This window comes from Sphingomonas aracearum (assembly GCF_003345355.1).
GTDB lineage: Bacteria > Pseudomonadota > Alphaproteobacteria > Sphingomonadales > Sphingomonadaceae > Sphingomonas > Sphingomonas aracearum.
Genome location: NZ_QQNB01000001.1, coordinates 272,891 through 292,996, shown reverse-complemented (window position 1 = coordinate 292,996; position 20,106 = coordinate 272,891). Strand labels below are relative to the sequence as shown.

Genomic DNA, 20,106 nt, shown 5'->3' with positions numbered 1-20,106 from the left:
GTTCAGTCCGTCTCGGAGGAGCCGATCGCCCGGCCGAGCTGCTCCAGCACCCCCGCTGCGATTTCCAGATTTTCGGCGGAAATGCCGGCAAAAAGCGCCGAGCGAATCTCTGCCGAGCGGACTTCAGCCTGTGCGGCAAGTGCGCGCCCGGCTTGCGTGAGATGGATCGTCTTGGCGCGCTTGTCGGTGGCGTCGGGCCGGCGTTCGGCGAGGCCCGCCCGTTCGATCTGGTCCACCAGCGGCACCACCGAAGGGCCTTCCATGCCGAGCTGTTCCGCCAGCATGCCCTGACGCACGCCGTCCTCCATCCGCCCGAGCAGCATCACCGCCAGCGCCGACGAATGCGAAAGCGAAAGCTCCGCCAAAGCGCGGTCGAGGTGTCGCCGATAGGCGCGGGCCAAGGGGATCAGCGTGGCGGCAAAGCGGCGTTCAAGGAGAGTGCGAGGAGCCGGCATGGGAAAGATTAGATAGCTACCTATCTATGTTTACGCAAGCCGAGTGCCCGGACCATGTTCGCCTTTCTTCGCGGAGGGCGATCCGGTGGTCTTCGCCACCCGGCTGAAGGCTCAGACCTGACCCGGTCCACCCGCCGCGGGTCTGCCGCTGCGAACCTCGCGCCGCTCACTCGGTCCGCAGCAGCGTGGTTTGTGTTGACCGCAGCGCCCGCCTTATGGCATCCGACGCTTGGATCGCACGCGGGTCTGGGAACGGGGTCGTAAACAGAACTCTCGTGAGCGGCTGAAACACCGCCAGGTCCTTGTTTCGCGGGTGTAGCTCAATGGTAGAGCAGAAGCTTCCCAAGCTACAGGAAATGGCGGAAAACCGCCCTTTTCGCTGTAAACCGCGCAAAATCGGCCATCGTAAAATCAATAACTTAGCCGGGCCCCTGTAAACCGCCTGAAGCGGGTTTCCGCCTTACGTCTGCGCAAGATTACCATGCGCCCGCGAGCAATTCCGCCTGCTGAATGACCGTCTGGACGGCCGCGTCCTGAAGGTCGGGTGGATAGCCGTATTTGCGCAGGATCCGCTTCACGAGCACACGCATCCTGGCCCGGGCACTCTCGCGGTGGGACCAATCGACGGTGGCGTTGGCGCGCAGGTTATTGACCAGTTCGGCGGCGATCACCTTCAGGCTGTCGTTGCCCATGATGTCGACGGCGCTCTCATTGTCGGCGAGCGCGTCATAGAAAGCGATCTCCTCCGGGGTCAGCCCTTCCGCCTCGCCGCGGGCCTGTTCAGCACGGATTTGTTTCGCGAGGTCGATCAGCGTCTGCAGCACCTCGACCGTGCTGACAGCGTTGGTGTGATAGCGGGCGATGGCGTCGGTCAGCCGTTCGGAATAGCGGCGGCTCTCGACGGCGTTGGTGCGGCTGCGCGAGCGGATTTGGTCACCGAGCAGCTTCTTCAGCGCCTCCAGCGCCAGGTTCGGCCGCTCCATCGCCTTCACCTCGGCCAGGAAGTCGTCGGACAGGATCGAGATATCCGGCGTTGTGAGGCCCGCGGCGCGCAGGATATCGACGATCTCGGTCGATACCACCGACTTGTCGATAAGCTGCTGGACGGCGAAGTCGCGGTTTTTCGCGGAGCCGCTGCCGCCGCCCGTCTTGGCGAGAGCGGCGCGGACCGTCTGGTAGAAGGCGATGTCGTCGCGGATCGCGCGGGCCTCGTCGCTGGCCGCGGCCAGCGCGAAGGCCTTGGTCAGCGCGAGCACGGCGTCCTGGAAACGGCGGTGCGCTGCCTTGCGGGCCTCGTCGCTTGCCTCCTTCGCCGCCGCCTCATGCTGCCGGGCGAGGATGAACTCGATCGCTTCGGCCAGGCATTTCAACCGTTCCACCGGTGTGCCGGAAACGCCGGGCGTGCAGTCGAAGCCATGGAACATCGCGCGGACCACGTCGAACTTCTCGAGCAGCACCGCGACCGCCTCCGCCTCGTCAATCCCGGTTTCGGCAGCGTCGGAGGCGGAATACTGGCCGAGCGCCTTCTTCAGGTTCTGCGCAATACCGATGTAATCGACCACTAGCCCGGCGGGCTTGTCCCGGAACACGCGGTTCACGCGCGCGATCGCCTGCATCAGGCCGTGGCCGCGCATCGGCTTGTCGATGTACATGGTATGCATCGACGGCGCGTCGAAGCCGGTCAGCCACATGTCGCGCACGATCACGAGCCGCAGCGGATCGGCCGGGTCTTTCGCCCGGGCTGCCAGCAGGTCGCGCCGCGCCTTGTTGCCGATATGCGGCTGCCACGCAGGCTCGTCGGCGGCGGACCCGGTCATCACGACCTTCACCGCCCCCGCCTTGTCGTCGTCGCTATGCCATTCGGGCCTGAGGGCGACGATCGCGTCATAGAGCGCCACGCAGATGCGGCGGCTCATGCAGACGACCATCGCCTTGCCGTCCATCGCCGCCAGCCGGTCCTCGAAATGCGCGACGAGATCGGCGGCAACCATCTCCAGACGCTTTTTCGATCCGACCAGCTTCTCCACGGCGGACCAGCGCTGCTTCAATCGCTCCTGCTCGCTCAGCGCCTCGTCTTCGGTCAGGCCGTCGATCTCGGCGTCGATGACCGGCAGCTCCTCGCGCGGCAGCTCGATGCGGGCCAGCCGGCTCTCGTAGTAGATCGGCACCGTCGCGCCGTCCTCGACCGCGCGGGCGATGTCGTAGACGTCGACATAGTCGCCGAACACGGCGGGGGTGTTGACGTCATCCTTCTCGATCGGGGTGCCGGTGAAGCCGATGAACGAGGCGTTGGGCAGCGCGTCGCGGAGATATTTGGCGAAGCCATAGGCCAGTTCGCCGGTCTTGCGGTCGATCCGCGCGCGGAAGCCATATTGCGATCGGTGCGCCTCGTCCGCGATGACGATGACGTTGCGGCGGTCGCTGATCGCAGGATAGTCGCTGGTCCCCGGCGGCGGGGCGAATTTCTGCATCGTAGTGAAGATCACCCCGCCGGACGCGCGGTCGAGCCGTTCGGTCAGATCCTCGCGGCTGTCGATCTGGATCGGCGTCTGGCGGATCAGGTCGGCGCACATCGAGAAGGTCGCGAAGAGCTGATCGTCGAGGTCGTTGCGGTCGGTGATGACGACGATCGTCGGGTTCTCCAGCGCAGGCTCGCGCACTAGCAGCCCGGCGTAGAAGGTCATCAGGAAGCTTTTGCCGGACCCCTGCGTGTGCCAGATGACGCCGATCCGGCGGTCGCCATCAGGGTGCGCGGCGGCGTCGGGCAGGCCGTACCGCAACGGGCTTTCCCGCATCGCCCCCGCCGCCGACACGCCCGGCACGGCGCGCAACGTCGCTGCGACGGCGCGCTGCGCTGCATGGAACTGGTGATAGCCGGCGATGATCTTGGCGATGCCGCGCCCGGTGTCTCCGAACACGGTGAAGTCGCGGATCAGCATCAGCAGGCGCTGGCGATCGAGCACGCCCGCGATCATCACCTCCAGCTCGGGCAGGCCCTTGGCCGTGATCTCGTCGCCATCGACCGTGCGCCACGGCATGAAGCGTTCCGCATCCGCCGTCAGCGATCCGATCCGTGCGGTCATGCCGTCCGACGCGATCAGCAGCGCGTTGGTGCGGAACAGCGATCCGATCTCGCTTTTGTAGGTTTGCAGCTGATTGTAGGCGCCGGTGACGGTGGCGTTCTCGTCGCCGGGGTTCTTCAGCTCGATGACCGCTACGGCCAAACCGTTCAGGAACAGGACGATGTCGGGCCGGCGGGTGTGGCCGCGTTCGATGACCGTAAACTGGTTGATCGCCAGCCAGTCGTTCATGTCGAGGCCACCGGCCGGAGTGGCGAAATCGACCAGCCGCACCCGGTCGCCGCGGATGGTCCCGTCCGATGCATGATATTCGACCGGCACCCCCTCCACGATCAGCCGATGGAGCCGCCGGTTCTCCTCGACCTGTCCCGGCATCTCGACCGCCAGCACCCGCCGGATCGCATCGGCGCGCGCTTGCGGAGGGATGTGCGGGTTGAGCCGATCGACCGCAGCGGTCAGCCGCGCGGTCAGGATCACGTCGCTGTTGGCGGCGCGCTCGGGTGCCTTGCCGTCGGGCGAGGCGTCGATGCCATAGGCGACCTGCCACCCCTGTTCGGCCAGCCAGGCGAGTGCCGCTTCCTCGACGACGGATTCGGTGAGCTTCGCCATCAGGCGGGGGTGCCGGGGGTGCGGGTCATGCCGCCAGCGCCTCGGCATCCCGGACGCGGAGTTCGCCGGACATCAGCTTGGGGAGGAGGGCGTCGCGGGTGGCGGCCAGGGTGCGGGATTCGATCAGGTTGTCGACCATCCGCCGCTGTAACGGCTCAATAATCGCGCCAAAGGTTGCAAGCGGTGCCGGCGGTGGGCAGACCGTAGTCGCCGCTGACAGATGCCCCCGTTGAATATGACCCATCGTCGTTGCCTTCGATGCCGCGATCATCTGAAAATCTTCCAAATGGTGCCAGACCCAATGGGTATAGAACCATGCGGAATACTCGTGCGAGGTCACTTTGAAGAGGTGCTGGTTCAACGCGCCTCGTCCACCTGTCCAAAACTTGGCAAGCAAGCTGCCTGACCAAGAAAACAGAAAATCGCCGTCCTCTACGACATACTTCGCCGGCACCGCCGGTGACGCGCGATTTGAGTTTGCCGATATGCCGGATCGCAGTTCGGCAATCTTGATTACCGGCAGATCTTCCTCGCCCGGAACCGCTGGGTATTTCTGTAATGCCAGCCCATTGAGAAACTCGGCGATTTGGTCGAGCGGTCGCACATCCCACCCCTCCGGCACTCCGTCATCGCCAAGGCGGTCAGGGAACAGGGACCAGAGATCGGGGGTGAGATAGGCGGGGCGGCCTTCGGCCTTGGCGCGGGTGGGGCCAAAATCGACGAACCAGTCCCGAAACAACGCCCGCGCGCTCGCCTCCAGCGTCTCGTTCATCCGCCGGTTGAGTGCGATCTTGTCGTCGAGGGCAGAAAGGACGGCGGCGATGGAACGCTGCTCCTGGAGGGAGCTAGGAGCAAATACCCCTAATTGCTCGATAGCTTTCGGACTGACGTTCGGTTGAGCTGACCCGTGCGCTATCGCCTCAACGCGTTCGCGAAAGGACCCATTCGCAACTAGTGCAAACAAAAAGTCCGGGTCGCACCCGCGCCGGACCTGAAACTTTCCAACGCGTTGATTGAGGACAAGGCGGCCCTCGTTTCGGACTTTTGCAACTTGGCCAACATAACCTGTTAAGCCAATGACAAGGTCATTCTTCTGTAATTCGAAGCCGCTGTCTGCCGCATCCCGGTCTGAAACATAGGAGCATCCAGTCATGTCTAGGGAGCCGTCGCGGACATTCCCAATTTTTACCACCGGAACGCCAGCCGGTTTCCATTGGCTGCTCTTGAAGGCGAAACCAGATTTTATGGTTGCCAAGTCTGCGAGCGGCCTTTCCTGCCATTCAGGTTTTACCCTATCCATTACGCTGCCCCATCCACAAACAAAGCCACCAGCCGCTGGTTCATATAATGGTTGTTCCGTCCGATCCGTTGCTTGTCCAGAAGCCCCGCCGCCGCCAGCGTGTCTCAATATCTCGTCGCGGTCGGCCGGGACACGCCCAGTTCCTTCTCGACATACTCGATCCGCGTATAGGGGTGGCGGAACAGGTTGTTGAGCAGATCCTGCGAATAGACCTTGGGGTAGTCGGCGCGGATGCGCTGCGTGTAGTCGGCCATCAGCACGCGCATCCCCTCGATCAGCGCCAGCGCGTCCTTCGCTGTTTGCGCGACGCCGCGCGCCTCGGTGGCGACGCTTGCCTCACCAGCGTTCACGCCGTCAGCCGTCCTGGCACCAGCACGCGAAGGTCGGGCGCGATGATCGCGCGGAACCGGTCGCTCGTCGTCGTCCAGTCGATCAAATCGACCTTCCACGGCAGGTCGCTTTCGTCGAATGCCTCCGCCAGATCGGCCATGACCGACGGCGGGATCGGATCCTGCGCGCACAGCGCCAGATCGAGATCGGACATGGGCCGCGCCCTGCCCTTTGCCCGGCTGCCATAGACATAGACGGTCGTGTCGGCGGGAAGATGCCGCTGCAGCGTCTCGCGCACGATCGCATCATGCCGAGCTTCGATCGCGATCGGCGAAGTCATTCGGCTCGCTGCGTCATTGTGTCGTGCAGGTATCGCACCTCTTCGATGAAGGCGGGTATCCCGGCAACCACCCTGATCGCCTTCGTCTCGTCATAGGTGTGCGACGTGATGTTCCGATCGTCGCGATATTGCCTCCACCGTGACCATTCGTTCAACAGCAGGCCGCGCTCGTTCGCGGTGCGGATGAGCGTGGGAAAGCTCATCTGCGCAACGGCATCCGGGTTGGCGTCGCTCATCGCCAAGAAGCGGCGCAGCATCTTGTGCGCGAGATCATAGGTGAATCCGAACCGCTGAATCAGGCCGTCGCGGATCTGCGTGTCCGACGTGTCACCTAGATAGCGCGCCTGACCTTCTTCGAGCCGGGCGATCCCGCTGGCAAGCGGTGTCAGATCAATCGGCACGACAGCTCTCCCGGCTCGCATCGTCCTGCAAAAACATCGCGGTTTCTTTCACACATGCGCCGCGACGTGCAAAATTTACGCGGTTTTCCTTACACATTCGGGCGCTCGTCCGCCACGATCACGCTGGCCAGTCGCTGGCGGATGACCTCGGTCAGCCGCGCACTTTCGGCGAATTGCTCCTCCAGTGTGGCCTGGAGGGTGGCGAAGCGTTCGGCGAAGGGGACGGCGTCCGCTTCGACATCTTCGGCGCCGACATAGCGGCCGGGGGTGAGGACATAGCCGTGCCCCGCGATGACGTCATGCCGCGCCGCGCAGGCGAACCCGGGGACGTCGGCATAGCCTTCACCCTCGCGCCAGGCATGATAGGTGTCGGCGATCTTCGCGATATCGGCATCGCTGAACTCGCGCCGCGTGCGGTCGACCATGTGGCCAAGCTTGCGCGCGTCGATGAACAGGATCTCGCCACGCCGGTCGCGCAGCGTCTTGTCGCGGCCGACGCCGTTCGACTTGTCCTTCGCCAGGAACCAGATGCACACCGGGATCTGGGTCGAATAGAAGAGCTGGCCCGGCATTGCGATCATGCAGTCGATCACGTCGCCGTCCACCATCGCGCGGCGGATGTCGCCTTCGCCATTCTGGGTCGAGGACATCGACCCGTTGGCGAGGATGACGCCGGCGGTGCCGGTGGGCGCCAGATGATGCAAGATGTGCTGGAGCCAGGCGAAGTTGGCGTTGCCGGCGGGCGGCACGCCGAACTGCCACCGCGCATCCTGCTTGATCCGGTCGCCGCCCCAGTCGGAGATATTGAACGGCGGGTTGGCGAGCACATAATCGGCGCGAAGGTCGGGCAGTTCGTCCTTGTGGAAGCTGCCCTCGCTGTTCCAGCGGATGTCGGCGTCGATGCCGCGCACCGCCAGGTTCATCATCGCCAGCCGCCACGTCGTGTGGTTTGATTCCTGGCCATAGATGGCGATGTCGCCGATCCGCCCGCCGTGGCTTTCGACGAACTTCTCCGACTGGACGAACATGCCGCCCGAGCCGCAGCACGGATCGTAGACGCGGCCCTTGTACGGCTCGAGCATCTCGACCATCGTCCGGACGACCGAGCGGGGCGTGTAGAACTCGCCACCGCGCTTGCCCTCGCTGCCGGCGAACTGACCGAGGAAATATTCGTAGACCCGGCCGAGCAGATCGCGGGACGCGTTGCCGGCGTCCTTGAAGCCGATGCCGGAAATCAGGTCGATCAGTTCGCCCAGCATCACGGCATTCAGGCCGGGGCGGGCGTAATCCTTGGGCAGCACGCCCTTCAGCCCCGGATTGACCTTCTCGATCTCCAGCATGGCGTCGTCGATGACCTTGCCGATGCCGGGCTGCTTCGCGTTCGCCTGAAGGTGCGACCAGCGTGCGCCCTTGGGCACCCAGAAGATGTTGTCGGCGCGGTATTCGTCCTCGTCCTCGGCACCCTCGGGATATTCGGCGAGCAGTTGGGCGTGCTTCGCCTCGAACCCCTCGGATATGTGCTTCAGGAAAATCAGGCCGAGCACGACATGCTTGTAATCCGACGGCTCCATATTGCCGCGCAGCTTGTCGGCGGCCCGAAAAAGCTCCGCCTCGAAACCCAGATCACCGCCCGCCGTCGTCTTCTTCGCCGCTCTTGCCATCATCGTCCCAATGCTGCTCGCGCGAATGGATACCCGGCCAGGGACCGTGCCGCCAGACCGCGATGGATCTGGCGAAGGTTTTACGGGAGGATGAGGAAATTTCAGGCGCAATACCGCGTCGCTGGGGAAACCCGAGCGACGCTGGCGCGCGGACCCGATCGCCGGGTCCGGTTGGCACCCGGCGGGCGCGGTCCTCCTCACCCGCGGGCGGGTGATCCGGAAGGCGACGGTTGCCATGTCGATGGGGGATCTAGTCCGCGGCACCGATCCATTCCACACTGATACCATCACGCCATCGGAACGGCGTGACGGAGGCGTGGGGTGGTCGGCGAGCGGGCGATCAGTCAGAGGATCGAGGCGGCGAATGGCAAGCTCGCCGCGTTGCTGCGCGCCCGCGAGGAAGACGAGCAGTTGCTCCAGATCGGCCGCGTCCGGATCAAGAAGCAGGCGAAGGAGGAAGCCGCGAAGCGCCAAGTCGGCGGCCGGAGCGGGTGGACGATGGCCGCCGACTTCAGCGTGCCGCTGCCGTGTTCCGGTCGTCCGCGGGCGGCGGATGGCAGGACGACGAGCTTCCATTTCCACGCCTGCTGCGTGACCCGTTCGTCCGTCACGGCGCATACGGGCGGTCTGGCGGCAAACCATGCCGCCTATGTCGAGCGGACCGATGCCGTCGAGATCGGTGCGGCGCTTGATCACGCCGGCTATGTCGAGCGTGGCGACGCGGTGGAGGTCGCGGGTCGCGCGCTGGTCTTCAGCAACATATCGGACGATCCGGATCGCCGGCGCAGCTATTGGGAGGCGGTAGATCATTTCGAGCGGCAGGGGCATGCGGGGCTGACCATCAAGGCGGGAGGCGTCGGAGACTGGCTTGAGGCGGTGGCGTCAGAACTGCCGCCGATGTTCGTCGCTCACTGCCGCTCCGAGCGGGAGCGCTGGGCGACCAGTCAAGCGAAGGGGAAGCCGTTCAAGGCAAAACGCTATCACGCCGAGCAGGATGCCTGTGATGCGATCCTCAGCGTGCTGCGGCGGATGCCAGGCTGGCCGGACGAGGAACCGCCCGTCTTCTTCACTCCTGGCTCCGCCGGCCGCACGCAGTATCGCTACGTCGCCGAACTGCCCCACGAACTTGGACCCAACGACCGTGCGGCGATCGTCCGCGACTTCTGCGATCATCTCGGGTCCTTCGCTCGCGACGCGGAAGGGCGAGCCACGGGCATGATGTATACGGCGGTGATCCACGCGCCGGGACCGGGCAACGACAAGCGCAACTTCCACCTCCACGTGATCGCGCATGATCGCCCGGCGACTTGGTTGGCCGACCACAATAAATGGGATTTCGAGGTTACCGAGGAATTCTTGCGCAAGGGCGAGACGCGCATTCGCTATCCGCACCGGCAGGAGAAGATCGTCGAGGTCACCCGCAACCTCGCGCCCGAAAAGCAGCCGGCGCATTTCAACGCCGCGATCGCTGGCAAGGCTTTCGTGCCCCACCTGCGCGAACGCTTCGCCGCCATCTGTAACGAGCGGTTGGCGCTCAGGGGTATTCAGCGCCGGATCGACCCGCGGTCCCACAAAGCGCTCGGGATCGCAAAGGAGGCCGAGATACACCTCGGCACTCGCGCCGCCGCCTTGGAGCGAGCAGGCGTGCCGACCGTGATCGGGCGCTACAATGCCGCGGCAAGCTGGCAATATGCCGCGCTGGACGAACGGCGACGGACGGAGAGTTTCTTCAAGCCATGGCAACAGCAGGATGATGCGCTGGCGAAAAGCGTCGCGGGATCGCCTGCCGGTGCCGATCTGATCCGGGAACGCCGCGCCGTGCTACGGGCGCTGGAGGAAACTCGCGATCTCGCATGGGAGAACGACCGGCTGCGTCAGCAGGCGCGATCTCGCGCGCAGGCGACGCTCGATCACTGCGACCGGTGCCTTGTGGAAACGGGCGGAAGCGCGTCGCATCGGGCGGCCCTCGACAAGCGCCGGCGGGAGGCCGAGGAGCACCTCGCCAAGGTCGAGGCCGCCATCGCTGCTGGCGAAGCGGACATTCTGGAGGCGGCCAAGGCAATCGGCCAACTGCACCTGCGACAGGTCGCGATCGACGCCCGGCTGGCGGAACTCGCACGCGCGAAGGCACGGCTGAAGCTGGTGGCCGGTCTGGATTTCTCGCCGCCTGTCGAACTGGCTTCGGAGCAGCAGGCGTTGCGAACCGTCGGCGCGCTCGCTGCGGCCCCATCGCTGAAATTGGTAGGCGCATGGACCGGTACATCGCGACTCGTGAAACGCGAGGAAGCGCGGCGACCCCCGGCCGGACAAATGGTCGCCAACGCAAGTGGTGCCGCCAAGCGAACAGTCAACGACGAGGACAGGATTGCTGCCCCGAACCCCTCGCCAGCGATTGCCCCACGGCTCGGCAAGGGACCGCCGCCTAACGTGCGCGAGCGCATCGACGCGCTGCTGGACCGCATTGCCAGAGAGCGAATTCCGATCCTTGCCGCGACCGGGAAGCCCGGCGCTGCCGCCCTGTCGGCGGACGACCGGACGTTGCTCGAAAACATCCAGTTCCGGTATCTGATCGTGAAGCGCCTGAACGCCATCGCCACCCTGCAGGCAAAGGAGATCGAGCGCCTGCTCGACGCGATAAAGGCGCACGGCCCTGATCTGGAAGGCATCTCGGACCTGAAGTCGATCCGCACTCTCCTGCGGCATTGGGGTGATCATCCCGACGTTCAGCAGGCGCTGACGCGGGCTGCGACGGACGCGCAGCGTCTGAATCCGGTGCCAAGCACCATGCATAGGCTGGGCGCCGCCGTATCGGCCGAGGTCGGGCAGGTAGCGGCGAAGTCGAAGGGGCCGGCAAGTTCTGCGTCACCGGTCAGCCTGCCGACCAGGGGCCCCCAGCGCTAGCCCGTCGTGCGCATTCGGGAAGACCCGCCGGGGCCGGCGGAAGGAAGATCGGGGAAAGCCTGCGGCTGTGCCGTGAAGGCGAAAATGAAGGTGCGGAAGGGTGGCGTGCAGCCCGCCACTTCCCGCATAAACCCAAGGACTTTCTTGTGTATATCATGACCAAGGAGCGGGCGCTGGCGCAGATGCGCGCGCTGACCGCGACCCAGGCGCTCGCCACGCTGGTGGGCTGGCAATCCGACCCGGCGACCCGGCTGCTGCTGCGCCCGCCATTCAGCGAATGGTTCTACGCTGCGTCTGCCGACCTGCTGCTGGTCCCGTCGATCGAGCCGTCGCGCGGCGATCTACGGACCATCGGCCGGGGCATGCGCGAAGCGCGGTGCGACGCGCTTGTCGTCAAGGCGTCGAGCGAAGGCCGCCGAACGCTTTACATCGCCTATGGCCAGTGGCGGCGGAAGGAGAATGTCTGGTGCCACGGCCGACGCCTGTGGCTTTCGCCGCACGGCAAGGCGTGGCTGGTGCCGGACCCGCACGACAGCGAAGACCCGTACACCTCAATGCAGCTGACCGCACGCCGGCTGCAGGTCGCGTCGCATCCGCCCGCGCGGGACGATCAGGAGGCGGCCGACGGGCTCGACCGGGCTGACATATTCCTCGCGCAGCTGTGGGGAGACCGCCGATGAAGGCGCTCCCGTGGATCAGCCCGTCGGCGGTGGACGCCATGCTCTACAACGAGCCGATGGCAGGATCGCCCGACTTCGGCTTTTCGCTGATGCGGCCCAGGGCCAAGGGCCACAAGAACACCACCGCCGACCTCGCCCGCGCGAAGCTCCAGCCGAGCAAGCCCGGCGACGCGGCATGGGGTCCGGACGGCCTGTGGCCGATTACCTGCGCGACCAGTCGGCTGGTGACCGCGGCCGGCGTCGCGCTCGAACCCGACGCGCTGGAGACGGTGTTCGAAGGCTATGACGCCAGGGTCAAAGCCCACCAGAAGCTGCTGGCGGTCGTGCTGACCATGTCGTTCGACCACGGCTGGCAGGCGTCCGACATCCTCTCGATGGCGGGAGCCTATGCCCTGGAGCATCTGGCGCTGGAGCGTCGGCTGACCAGCCTTACCGTCGTGCACATGCCGGCCGACGAACTGTCCGCCCGCCGTCCGCACGCGCACTGCGTCGTGCTCGCGCGGGCGCATCGGGCGAGCGGTTGGGGCGAACTGCACCGCGACCTGACGGGCAAGGACGCGCCGACGATCTTCCAGGCCGAATGGCAAGCGTTCCGCGACGCATGGGCACCGCGCTTCAAACTCTTCTGAGGGAGGGCCGGGCACCCGCGACAGTCGTCGCGGGTGCCTCGGGGCAGGCGGAGCGGCGGCGCCTTAAAGGGGGAATGACCCGATGAAGTGTCCCCGATTGGGGGATGAAAAATCGGAAAGACCCAGATGATCAACGATACCGCCATCATGCGCGCCCATGCCGCCGCCGTGTCCGTCCTGCTCCTCGGCAACCGCCGCCTCAAGCCATCGGCCGGGCTGCTGGCGGGCGACCGGCTTGATCCGCTCGCGCGGCTCAGCATCGGCCAGATGGCCTGCGATGCGCAGGCCGACCTCGTGCACATCGGCTTCGACGATCGGGCGGGCGTGCCCGAAATGACCGATATCACGATCTTTGTGCCGCGCGACCGGATCTGCTGGTCGCACCTCGGTTGTCGCTTATGGCTGTCGAAGAGCGGAACGCGCGCGCTGCTGCTACCTCAAGCCCATGTGAGGGGCAGCTTCCGCCTCGCCCCGGGTGAGATCATCCATCTCGGTTTCAAGCCGCTGGACGTCGAAGACGGCGTCGCCCGTGCCGACGCGCGCCTGCGCGAACTGGTCGAGCGCGGCGTCGATCTGGCTGACCGGGTCGCCATCCACGACTGGCCGATCTGGCAGTGAAGTCGTCTCGCGCGAGGGGTTCAGCCAAAACCCCTCGGCCACCGCACTCCATCGTGCCCGCTGCTCGGGCGAGGTGCCGAGGGCTACCAGCATCAAGGCGAAGGGCGTGTGCTGCGACTTCCCACGGATATCGGAAAACCGCACCCGTCCTTGCAGGAAGAAAATGTCGGCCTCGACGCTGAGCGTTTCGTGAAACCAGCGGGCATCGGTGCGGGCGGGAACAAGGCACACCACGCTGCGCACGTTCCCGCACGACCACTGGTCATGCGCCCGCATCAGCCAGCGCAGCATCTCGCTGAAGGGCGGATTGACGAAGGCGAGTTGGCCCGACCAGTCGTCGACGAAGCCATCGTCGCCGTCCTCCAGTAGGATGCGGCGCGTCGCCACAACCGGGCTGAGGCGATGACCGCACGGATCGAGGTTGATCGGGCCGAAGGCGTCCTCGACCTTCGCCAGAAAATCAGGCGGCGTGAAGCGGACGTCGCGATCGGCCTTGTCGCCTTCGCCCCAATAGGCCCGCTCCTGCGCCCGCCGTCGGGCTTTGGGTGCGACCACCGCCATCAGACGCCGCAGGCTGGCAACCGACCCGCCGCCGCTTTCGAGGCTGGCCACGGTGGTGCGCGACATTTTCGTGCGGGCTGCCACCTCGACGACCGTCAGTCCCCGCCGCAAGCGACAGGCGCGCAACTGGGCGGCCAAATCCTTGCCGGGTGCGATGCCGGTCAGCCGGAAATTCACAGCCGCCATTGCTGCGATCAGCGTGGCCACCGAACCCACGCCGCGCTCGAGGCGTTTGATCCGGAGCGGCGCCACGCCGAGCCGTGCCGCCAGCGCGCTTTGCGACATGCCTATCGACCGCCGTGCGTCGATCAGTGCGGTGACCAGCATATGCTACCAGAAAGGATCATATTCTGGTCAATGTTATTCGACTTGGCCGTCGAAGCAAGACTTCATGTTGAAGTGAAGACAAAGTTTTGGGCGTCGGCATGAAAACGGGTGGCGTCGCAATTGGTCAGCAAAATTAATGCTTTGTTTACTGTGTCGGCAAGCGACGACATAATGTCAAAGTAACTGCTCACCTGGCTGGCGTGAGGCGGCGTGATCAGGTGAGAGCGAAGCGGCCTTGGACGAGGTCGCGGACGGCGTCGAGGGCGGAGCTATGGATCATGAGCGGCGCGTCGTTCGCGATGAACAGCCTCAATTGGCTGGCCACCGTCGCCTGCGGGCTGACGCTGCCGGCTAACGGCTTTCATCTCGACGTGTGGCTGATACGGGGATGGCCGTGGGCGGTGTTGGCGGTCACCGCCTGCGCCGTGCAGATGTTGGTGGACCGGGTGACCATCCGGTCAATCGCCAGAGGACCGGGGGCGGCTGATCGGGTCGAGTCGTTGTAGACCGCCAGAGCGCGGCTGAACTCTAGCGAAGGAAAGACCGAATATGTCGATCATCATCGTGACGATGCTGCTGGCGTCCGGCGCCCCTTGTCCGGGTTCAACCACGCCTGAGGTCGAGCAGTGCCTAGCCGCGGATCTCGCGCGTGCCGACGCCGAACTCAATCGCTATTATACTGCGGCGGTGACCCGGCTCAGCAAGGAACGGGAAGGGACCGCGCTGGCGAAGCTGCGCGCTTCCGAGCGAGCGTGGATCGCCTATCGCGATGCGGAATGTAACGCGGTTTACGAGAACTGGAAGGGCGGAACGATCCGTGGCGCCATGGCGCTTGGCTGTCGCACCAAGATTACCATAGCCCGGACGATGGCCATCTGGCAGAATTGGCTGACCTACGCCGACAGCACGCCGGCCATCCTCCCGGAGCCAAGGACTGACGACTGACCGAAGCCGACGGACAGCCGATGGGAATCAATGTGAAAAATTGACGTGCGTTCAAGGTAGATAGCGGCCCGTCGGATTACGGACGCGCAAGCTGCGAAAGCGGCTATCTGTTCATAGGCTGCGCGACAGCAGCTATCGACCAAGCCCAGCCATTCGCGCATCGAATTTGGAACGACAGCTTGCGGCATAAGCAGCCGTCTGCTCCTTATGAGCGGCGGATCATCTTCGAAGTCGAAACTAAACGCAAATTTCGGAAGCCATAGTATTCTGTTGCTCTTCGCTGAAACGCGCAACAGAGAGCTTATTCTTTTAGCAACTCTAGGGAACGGAACAATGCGCTCTGCAATATACTATCCAAGCACGCAGGTCCGTAGCCGCAAGATCATGCACAGTTCTCTACTGCTTTGGGATCAACTGCATACCATCGTGCCCATGCCGGTCTATGCGCCGGATTACCGCGGCGATTCAGATATGGCTGAGGCCTGGGAGCTTATCGGACGGAAGATAACCCCTACGCCTCGGCAGCAGCAACGGGCGCACACTGCCATCGAGACGACCCTTGAGGCGGAAAACCTGCCACCCAGCCTATATGAGATCGCGCAGGTGGAGCAGGCCAAGGAATACTATGAGGTTTGGCCGCAGAAGTTCACCATGGAGACGTTCGAGCTCCTTCGCAGGCATAGGCTTACTGACCTGCCGCTTCCGAATGGCGATTATCCCTTCACCCAAGAAGGCGGTCTGCTGGTAATGGCTAAGCTGGCCGACGCCTGTGCTGGTACTACACTGGCCCGCGTCACTGATCGTCTGATGGCCTATGGAATGATTGGCACCGGAAACCAGCGTGCCGGCAACGTTTCGGACGTCGTCCCTGTTACCCTCGACCTGATCGACGCCACATCCATTCCGCTCGACTCTCTGATCGCATTCCGGAAACGCGAGGCGACCGAGCGGCGCGGGCGCGATTACACGCGGCTGCGTCATGCCTATGCCGACATGGTGCAGGAGCAGATCAAGGCGCTCGGCGCAGCGCTCGATCAAACCGAGCGAGATCGACTGACCGAGGAATTCCGTTACCGAATGGAGACGGATCTCTCCGACCTGAGGCGCGAGTTGAGGGGAAACCTAGGTCAGCTCGTCGTCACGCCGGTCGTCGTCGCCGCAGTCGCGACCGGAGGCGCTCTTCTGTCGGGCCTCACGGACGATCTCCAGACCGCTGCCACTATTGGGCTGACGGCCGCAGTAGGAACAAAGGTCGAGGAGATCGCGAAGACGGTCGCTGGGTTCGTCAAAGATCGCATGGGCTTTGATGAAAAGCAGCGCAACGTCCTAGCGAAGCATCCCATGGCTTACATGTGGGAACTGTCGCGAGCGCACTGACTTGCGGGACCGGATCGTTCCGAAATCGCCGATCGGTCACGACGACCCAGCCGTTGACCGTCGGTCCATAATGTTAACAATAGCATGCCGGGCGGCCGACGCATGCCGCGATTGGGGGGGTGGCGAGTGATTGAGGGCGCACGGAGGATACCAACCCAGCATATTTCTATCCGCGTTCCCTGGCACGACACAGGTTGGAACGGTCGCGTCTGCCAGAATCCTCGCGGCAACACGCACTGCATAGCGCTTCCCAGAATCGGCGACACTAAGGACGACGATTGGGAGTCCTCCGTCGCCGGAGAGACCTTCGACATCGAGGGCGGCCGATTGCCGGCCTGCGCTGCGGAGCGAGGTGCCTTCATGTCCGACTTCTCCTACATCCGGCGCTTCGAGCATCCCTATGCCTCCAACGGCACGCACGCCCACTTTCGGCGGACCACCTACACTCACTCGCCCTTCTCGGCTGCTGCTGTGCCGTTCGGGTGGATGATGAGGGGCGACGAAGACCTGCCGGACCAGGCCGCTAGACTTTCCCTCGGCTATCGCAGTGACCTCGAGCCGGATGTCGGGTTCGATAGCATCTGGGTGCAGGAGCGAAGTAACCAGCTTGCGATGTTGGACACCTTCTTCGGTGCGATAGAGCCGGAAACCTCGCTGGTCTTCTTCTACGCCAAGAAGACGCCGCTGACCGAGGATCCGCGGCGCGTGATTGTAGGCATCGGCCGCGTCAAAGGGGTCGGTCCGGCGACCGAATACGAGTATGAGGGGCAGGCTTCCGGCGCTCTCAGGTCGATGGTGTGGGAGCGCAACGTCGCGCACTCGATCCGCCCGAATATCGAGGACGGCTTCCTGCTGCCCTATCAGGAAATCCTCCAGATGGCGGAGGCTGACCCCGACTTCGATCCCAAGCCGTTCGTCCTCCACGCGCCCGAAGAGCATTGGGACACCTTCTCGATGGGCGCGGAGCACGTCAGCCACGACAAGGCTATCGCTACGCTGCTCGCCGCATCGGCGACGGTAGCCCGATACGAGGAGGTCCTCTCCGGCGACTGGGAGCGCGCCCACCGATGGATCGACGGAGAGCTCAATCGACTGTGGCGTCTCCGGGGGGCCTTCCCCGGCCTCGGCTCTGCGCTAAGCGCGCTCGGCCTGGAGAACGGAACACTACTCGCCCACGCGATCGGCGGGATCCTACACGCCGATGGCGGCACCGACGTACGGGATCCGTGGCCGCTCGTCGGCGCCCTGCTGGCCGATCCGTCCCAGCTTCCGAAGGAGCTGCAGGCCTCGATCGGACCGATCGCGGCTAAGCTGTGGGGCAGCCTTAAGGCGGACAGGCGGGCGCTGCTTGAACTCCTCGCGCGCTTCGAGCTCTCCGCTGAGCAGGTCACGCGGTGGTGGGTGAAGGAGCGGCGCAAGGCGTCCGGCATCCCTCATGAGGACGCGGCCATCCTTGCGAACCCCTACCTGATCTACGAAACGGATCGGGCCCGGCCGGATCCGATCCCCGTAAGAGTGATCGACCGCGGCATGTTCCCCGACCCGCAGGTTCTTGCCGCCTCGCCCGTTCCCGCGCCGTCCGCCTGTCCCGAACCGATCGATCCGAGAAGGGCGCGTGCGCTCATGCTCGACAGGCTCGAGGCCGCCGCGGGCGAAGGCCACACCCTCCTTCCGCAGGACTGGCTCGTCGAGCGTGTCAGAACCGCGGAGGTATCGCCACCCTGCGCCATCGGCAGCGATTGGGTGGACGCCTTCGGCGGAGAGTTGACGCCAGTGATTGAGGCCTCGACGACCGCCTCCGGCGATCCGGCATGGCAGCTCGATCGATACGCCGGCTCGCGTGCGCTGATCGCCACACGCATCCTCCGGCGCATCTCTGGCGCACGCCACAAGGGTGATCACGACTGGCGTCGTTGCATCGACGACGCGCTCGGCGGCAAGTCCATGGGCGACGATCCCGCCGAGGAGGCCGCAAGGGCCGAGAAAGCTGAGGCGCTCGAGGAGCTTTTTAGGTCGCGCGCTTCGGCGCTCATCGGTCCCGCCGGCACCGGTAAGACGACCTTGCTGCTCGCGCTGCTGTCGCTCGACCAGATCGCCAACGGAGGCGTCCTGCTGCTCGCGCCGACGGGCAAGGCCCGCGTCCAGATGCAGCGCAAGGCGGGTGACGTGACCGCCTACACGCTCGCCCAGTTCTTGCTGACATCGAAGCGCTACGATCCGCAGACGGGCGCCTATCGAGCCAACGGCTCCCCGGAGCGGGAAGGCGGCTACGCGACGGTCGTCATCGACGAAGCATCCATGCTCACCGAGGACCAGCTGGCCGCCGCGCTCGACGCGCTCGATCCCGCGACCGTGCAGCGCCTGATCCTAGTGGGCGACCCTCGGCAGCTCCCGCCAATAGGAGCGGGCCGTCCCTTCGTCGACATGATCCGCCAGCTCCGGACCACTGGCGGCGAATCCAACGGCTTAGCGGAGCTCACCGTCGTGCGCAGGCAGTCGGGCGGCGGCGGCCGTGACGACGTGCTCCTGTCGCGCTGGTTCAGCGGCGAGGCACCCGATCCTGGAGCGGACGAGGTCTGGTCGCGGCTCTCTTCCGGCACAGCATCCGGGATCCGAACGGTGCAATGGACAGGGGATGCCGACCTTCAGCAGAAGCTCTTGGCCGAGGTCACCCGCCATGTCCGAGAGGGCGTGGACGACGCTATCAGTGATGAGACGGCCTTCGAACTCAGCTTGGGAGGCGGCGAGTTCAATGGGCGCGCCTACTTCAATCTTTCGCGGCCGGACGAAGCGGGAATTCGGCGCGGTGGCGGCGCGGAGGCCGAGTCCTGGCAGATCCTGGCGCCGTTGAGAGGAGGCGAAACCGGCGTCGATGGTTTGAACCGCTGGATCAAGAAGATATTCCGGCAGTCGGTGCGCCATTGGTGGGATGTCGACACCTACTACCACCGCAAGATCGCGAAACCATTCGGCGGCCAGGCGATTCTGTACGGCGACAAGGTCATCAACCTCTCAAACGGGCGACGCAAGGACGTCTGGCCGGAGCTCGACAAAGCCTACCTCGCCAACGGCGAGATCGGCCTAGCCATCGGACAGTTCAAAGGCAGAGCCTGGAAGCCCAAGAAACTCCCTTGGAAGCTCGAGGTCGAGTTCTCGACGCAGCTCGGCCACAAGTTCGGTTTCAGCGGATCCGACTTCGGCGAGGATGGGGACGCGCGGCTTGAGCTCGCTTATGCGCTCACGATTCACAAGTCGCAAGGAAGCGAGTTTGGGACAACGTTCGTCGTGATCCCTAATCCCTGCCGACCGCTTTCCAGAGAGCTCCTCTACACTGCTCTGACAAGGCAGCAGCGAGACGTCGTGCTGTTCCATCAGGGCGAGCTGCGTGATCTCATGAAGCTGTCCGGAGCAGATCGTTCGGAGACCGCTCGTCGGTGGACGAACCTGTTCACTGCACCTTCACCCGTTGAGCATGTCGGCTCCTTCCTCGAGAGCGGGCTTATCCATCGCACCACCCGTGGCGAACTTGTGCGGTCCAAGTCCGAGGTAATCATTGCCGATCTGCTAGATGGCTTCGGTGTCCCCTACGCCTACGAGCAGCCCTTCAAGGGACCGGACGGCTCGATCAGGTATCCCGACTTTACTGTTGCGGACGCCGAAACGGGCCGAACTTTACTGATCGAGCACCTTGGTATGCTCGACCGACCCGACTACGTGGCGAGATGGAAGCTGAAAGAGGCGTGGTACGGCGCCGCAGGTGTTGGTCAGGCCGGCGACCCCACCGCCGAAGTGGTCTTGTTGACCACAACCGAGTTGGGCGGCTTTAACGCCGCTAACATCAAGAAGCAGCTGTCCAGCGCACTCGAGCTCTAAGTATGATGGAGCGGCAAAG

General features: G+C 64.6%; 15 protein-coding genes. 7 read left to right on the top strand and 8 right to left on the bottom strand.

Annotated features, from left to right (window positions below; translation table 11 throughout):
* Positions 1-2: 2 nt before the first annotated feature.
* The 7 genes from DVW87_RS01430 to DVW87_RS01400 all read right to left on the bottom strand — a co-directional run bounded on the left by DVW87_RS01430 (position 3) and on the right by DVW87_RS01400 (position 8,179).
* Positions 3-455, bottom strand: a complete 453-nt coding sequence (locus DVW87_RS01430; protein ID WP_114685995.1) for a MarR family winged helix-turn-helix transcriptional regulator — start codon at positions 453-455, stop codon at positions 3-5.
* Positions 456-931: 476 nt separating this feature from the next.
* A complete protein-coding gene (locus DVW87_RS01425) occupies positions 932-4,144 on the bottom strand; it encodes a type I restriction endonuclease subunit R (RefSeq protein ID WP_114685994.1) in 3,213 nt (1,070 codons plus the stop codon).
* 25 nt (positions 4,145-4,169) lie between these two features.
* Positions 4,170-5,444, bottom strand: a complete 1,275-nt coding sequence (locus DVW87_RS01420; protein WP_114685993.1) for a restriction endonuclease subunit S — start codon at positions 5,442-5,444, stop codon at positions 4,170-4,172.
* Positions 5,445-5,548: 104 nt separating this feature from the next.
* The gene (locus tag DVW87_RS01415) at positions 5,549-5,794 is read right to left on the bottom strand and encodes a hypothetical protein (protein WP_181814671.1); all 246 of its coding nucleotides are present in this window, start codon (positions 5,792-5,794) and stop codon (positions 5,549-5,551) included.
* Positions 5,791-6,114, bottom strand: coding sequence for a nucleotidyltransferase family protein (locus tag DVW87_RS01410; RefSeq protein WP_114685992.1), 324 nt, complete (start codon positions 6,112-6,114; stop codon positions 5,791-5,793). Before DVW87_RS01410 ends, DVW87_RS01415 begins: the two co-directional genes overlap by 4 nt.
* Positions 6,111-6,515 (bottom strand): HI0074 family nucleotidyltransferase substrate-binding subunit, encoded by a 405-nt coding sequence (locus DVW87_RS01405; protein ID WP_239017710.1) that lies wholly within the window; start codon positions 6,513-6,515, stop codon positions 6,111-6,113. Before DVW87_RS01405 ends, DVW87_RS01410 begins: the two co-directional genes overlap by 4 nt.
* Before the next feature lie 89 nt (positions 6,516-6,604).
* Complete coding sequence (locus DVW87_RS01400; RefSeq protein WP_220149776.1) at positions 6,605-8,179, bottom strand: class I SAM-dependent DNA methyltransferase; 1,575 nt, start codon at positions 8,177-8,179, stop codon at positions 6,605-6,607.
* Between the two features lie 318 nt (positions 8,180-8,497).
* On the opposite strand from DVW87_RS01400, the gene DVW87_RS01395 reads away from it, so the two are divergent.
* The 3 genes from DVW87_RS01395 (at position 8,498) to DVW87_RS01385 (ending at position 12,386) form a co-directional block, all read left to right on the top strand.
* On the top strand, positions 8,498-11,077 hold the full coding sequence (locus DVW87_RS01395; protein ID WP_114685990.1) for a MobA/MobL family protein: 2,580 nt from the start codon (positions 8,498-8,500) through the stop codon (positions 11,075-11,077).
* Positions 11,078-11,232: 155 nt separating this feature from the next.
* Positions 11,233-11,757, top strand: coding sequence for a hypothetical protein (locus DVW87_RS01390; RefSeq protein ID WP_114685989.1), 525 nt, complete (start codon positions 11,233-11,235; stop codon positions 11,755-11,757).
* Complete coding sequence (locus DVW87_RS01385; protein WP_114685988.1) at positions 11,754-12,386, top strand: hypothetical protein; 633 nt, start codon at positions 11,754-11,756, stop codon at positions 12,384-12,386. Before DVW87_RS01390 ends, DVW87_RS01385 begins: the two co-directional genes overlap by 4 nt.
* 432 nt (positions 12,387-12,818) lie before the next feature.
* Here the strand turns inward: DVW87_RS01385 and DVW87_RS01375 are convergent, their stop codons facing one another.
* A complete protein-coding gene (locus DVW87_RS01375; protein ID WP_114685986.1) occupies positions 12,819-13,892 on the bottom strand; it encodes a DNA N-6-adenine-methyltransferase in 1,074 nt (357 codons plus the stop codon).
* Between the two features lie 278 nt (positions 13,893-14,170).
* Between DVW87_RS01375 and DVW87_RS01370 the strand changes: the two genes are divergently transcribed.
* From DVW87_RS01370 to DVW87_RS01355, 4 genes are all read left to right on the top strand, one after another.
* Positions 14,171-14,398 (top strand): hypothetical protein, encoded by a 228-nt coding sequence (locus DVW87_RS01370; protein ID WP_114685985.1) that lies wholly within the window; start codon positions 14,171-14,173, stop codon positions 14,396-14,398.
* 43 nt (positions 14,399-14,441) lie between these two features.
* A complete protein-coding gene (locus DVW87_RS01365; RefSeq protein ID WP_114685984.1) occupies positions 14,442-14,837 on the top strand; it encodes a lysozyme inhibitor LprI family protein in 396 nt (131 codons plus the stop codon).
* A gap of 333 nt (positions 14,838-15,170) precedes the next feature.
* On the top strand, positions 15,171-16,214 hold the full coding sequence (locus DVW87_RS01360; protein WP_114685983.1) for a hypothetical protein: 1,044 nt from the start codon (positions 15,171-15,173) through the stop codon (positions 16,212-16,214).
* Positions 16,215-16,574: 360 nt separating this feature from the next.
* Complete coding sequence (locus DVW87_RS01355) at positions 16,575-20,087, top strand: ATP-dependent DNA helicase (RefSeq protein WP_181814670.1); 3,513 nt, start codon at positions 16,575-16,577, stop codon at positions 20,085-20,087.
* Positions 20,088-20,106 lie beyond the last annotated feature (19 nt).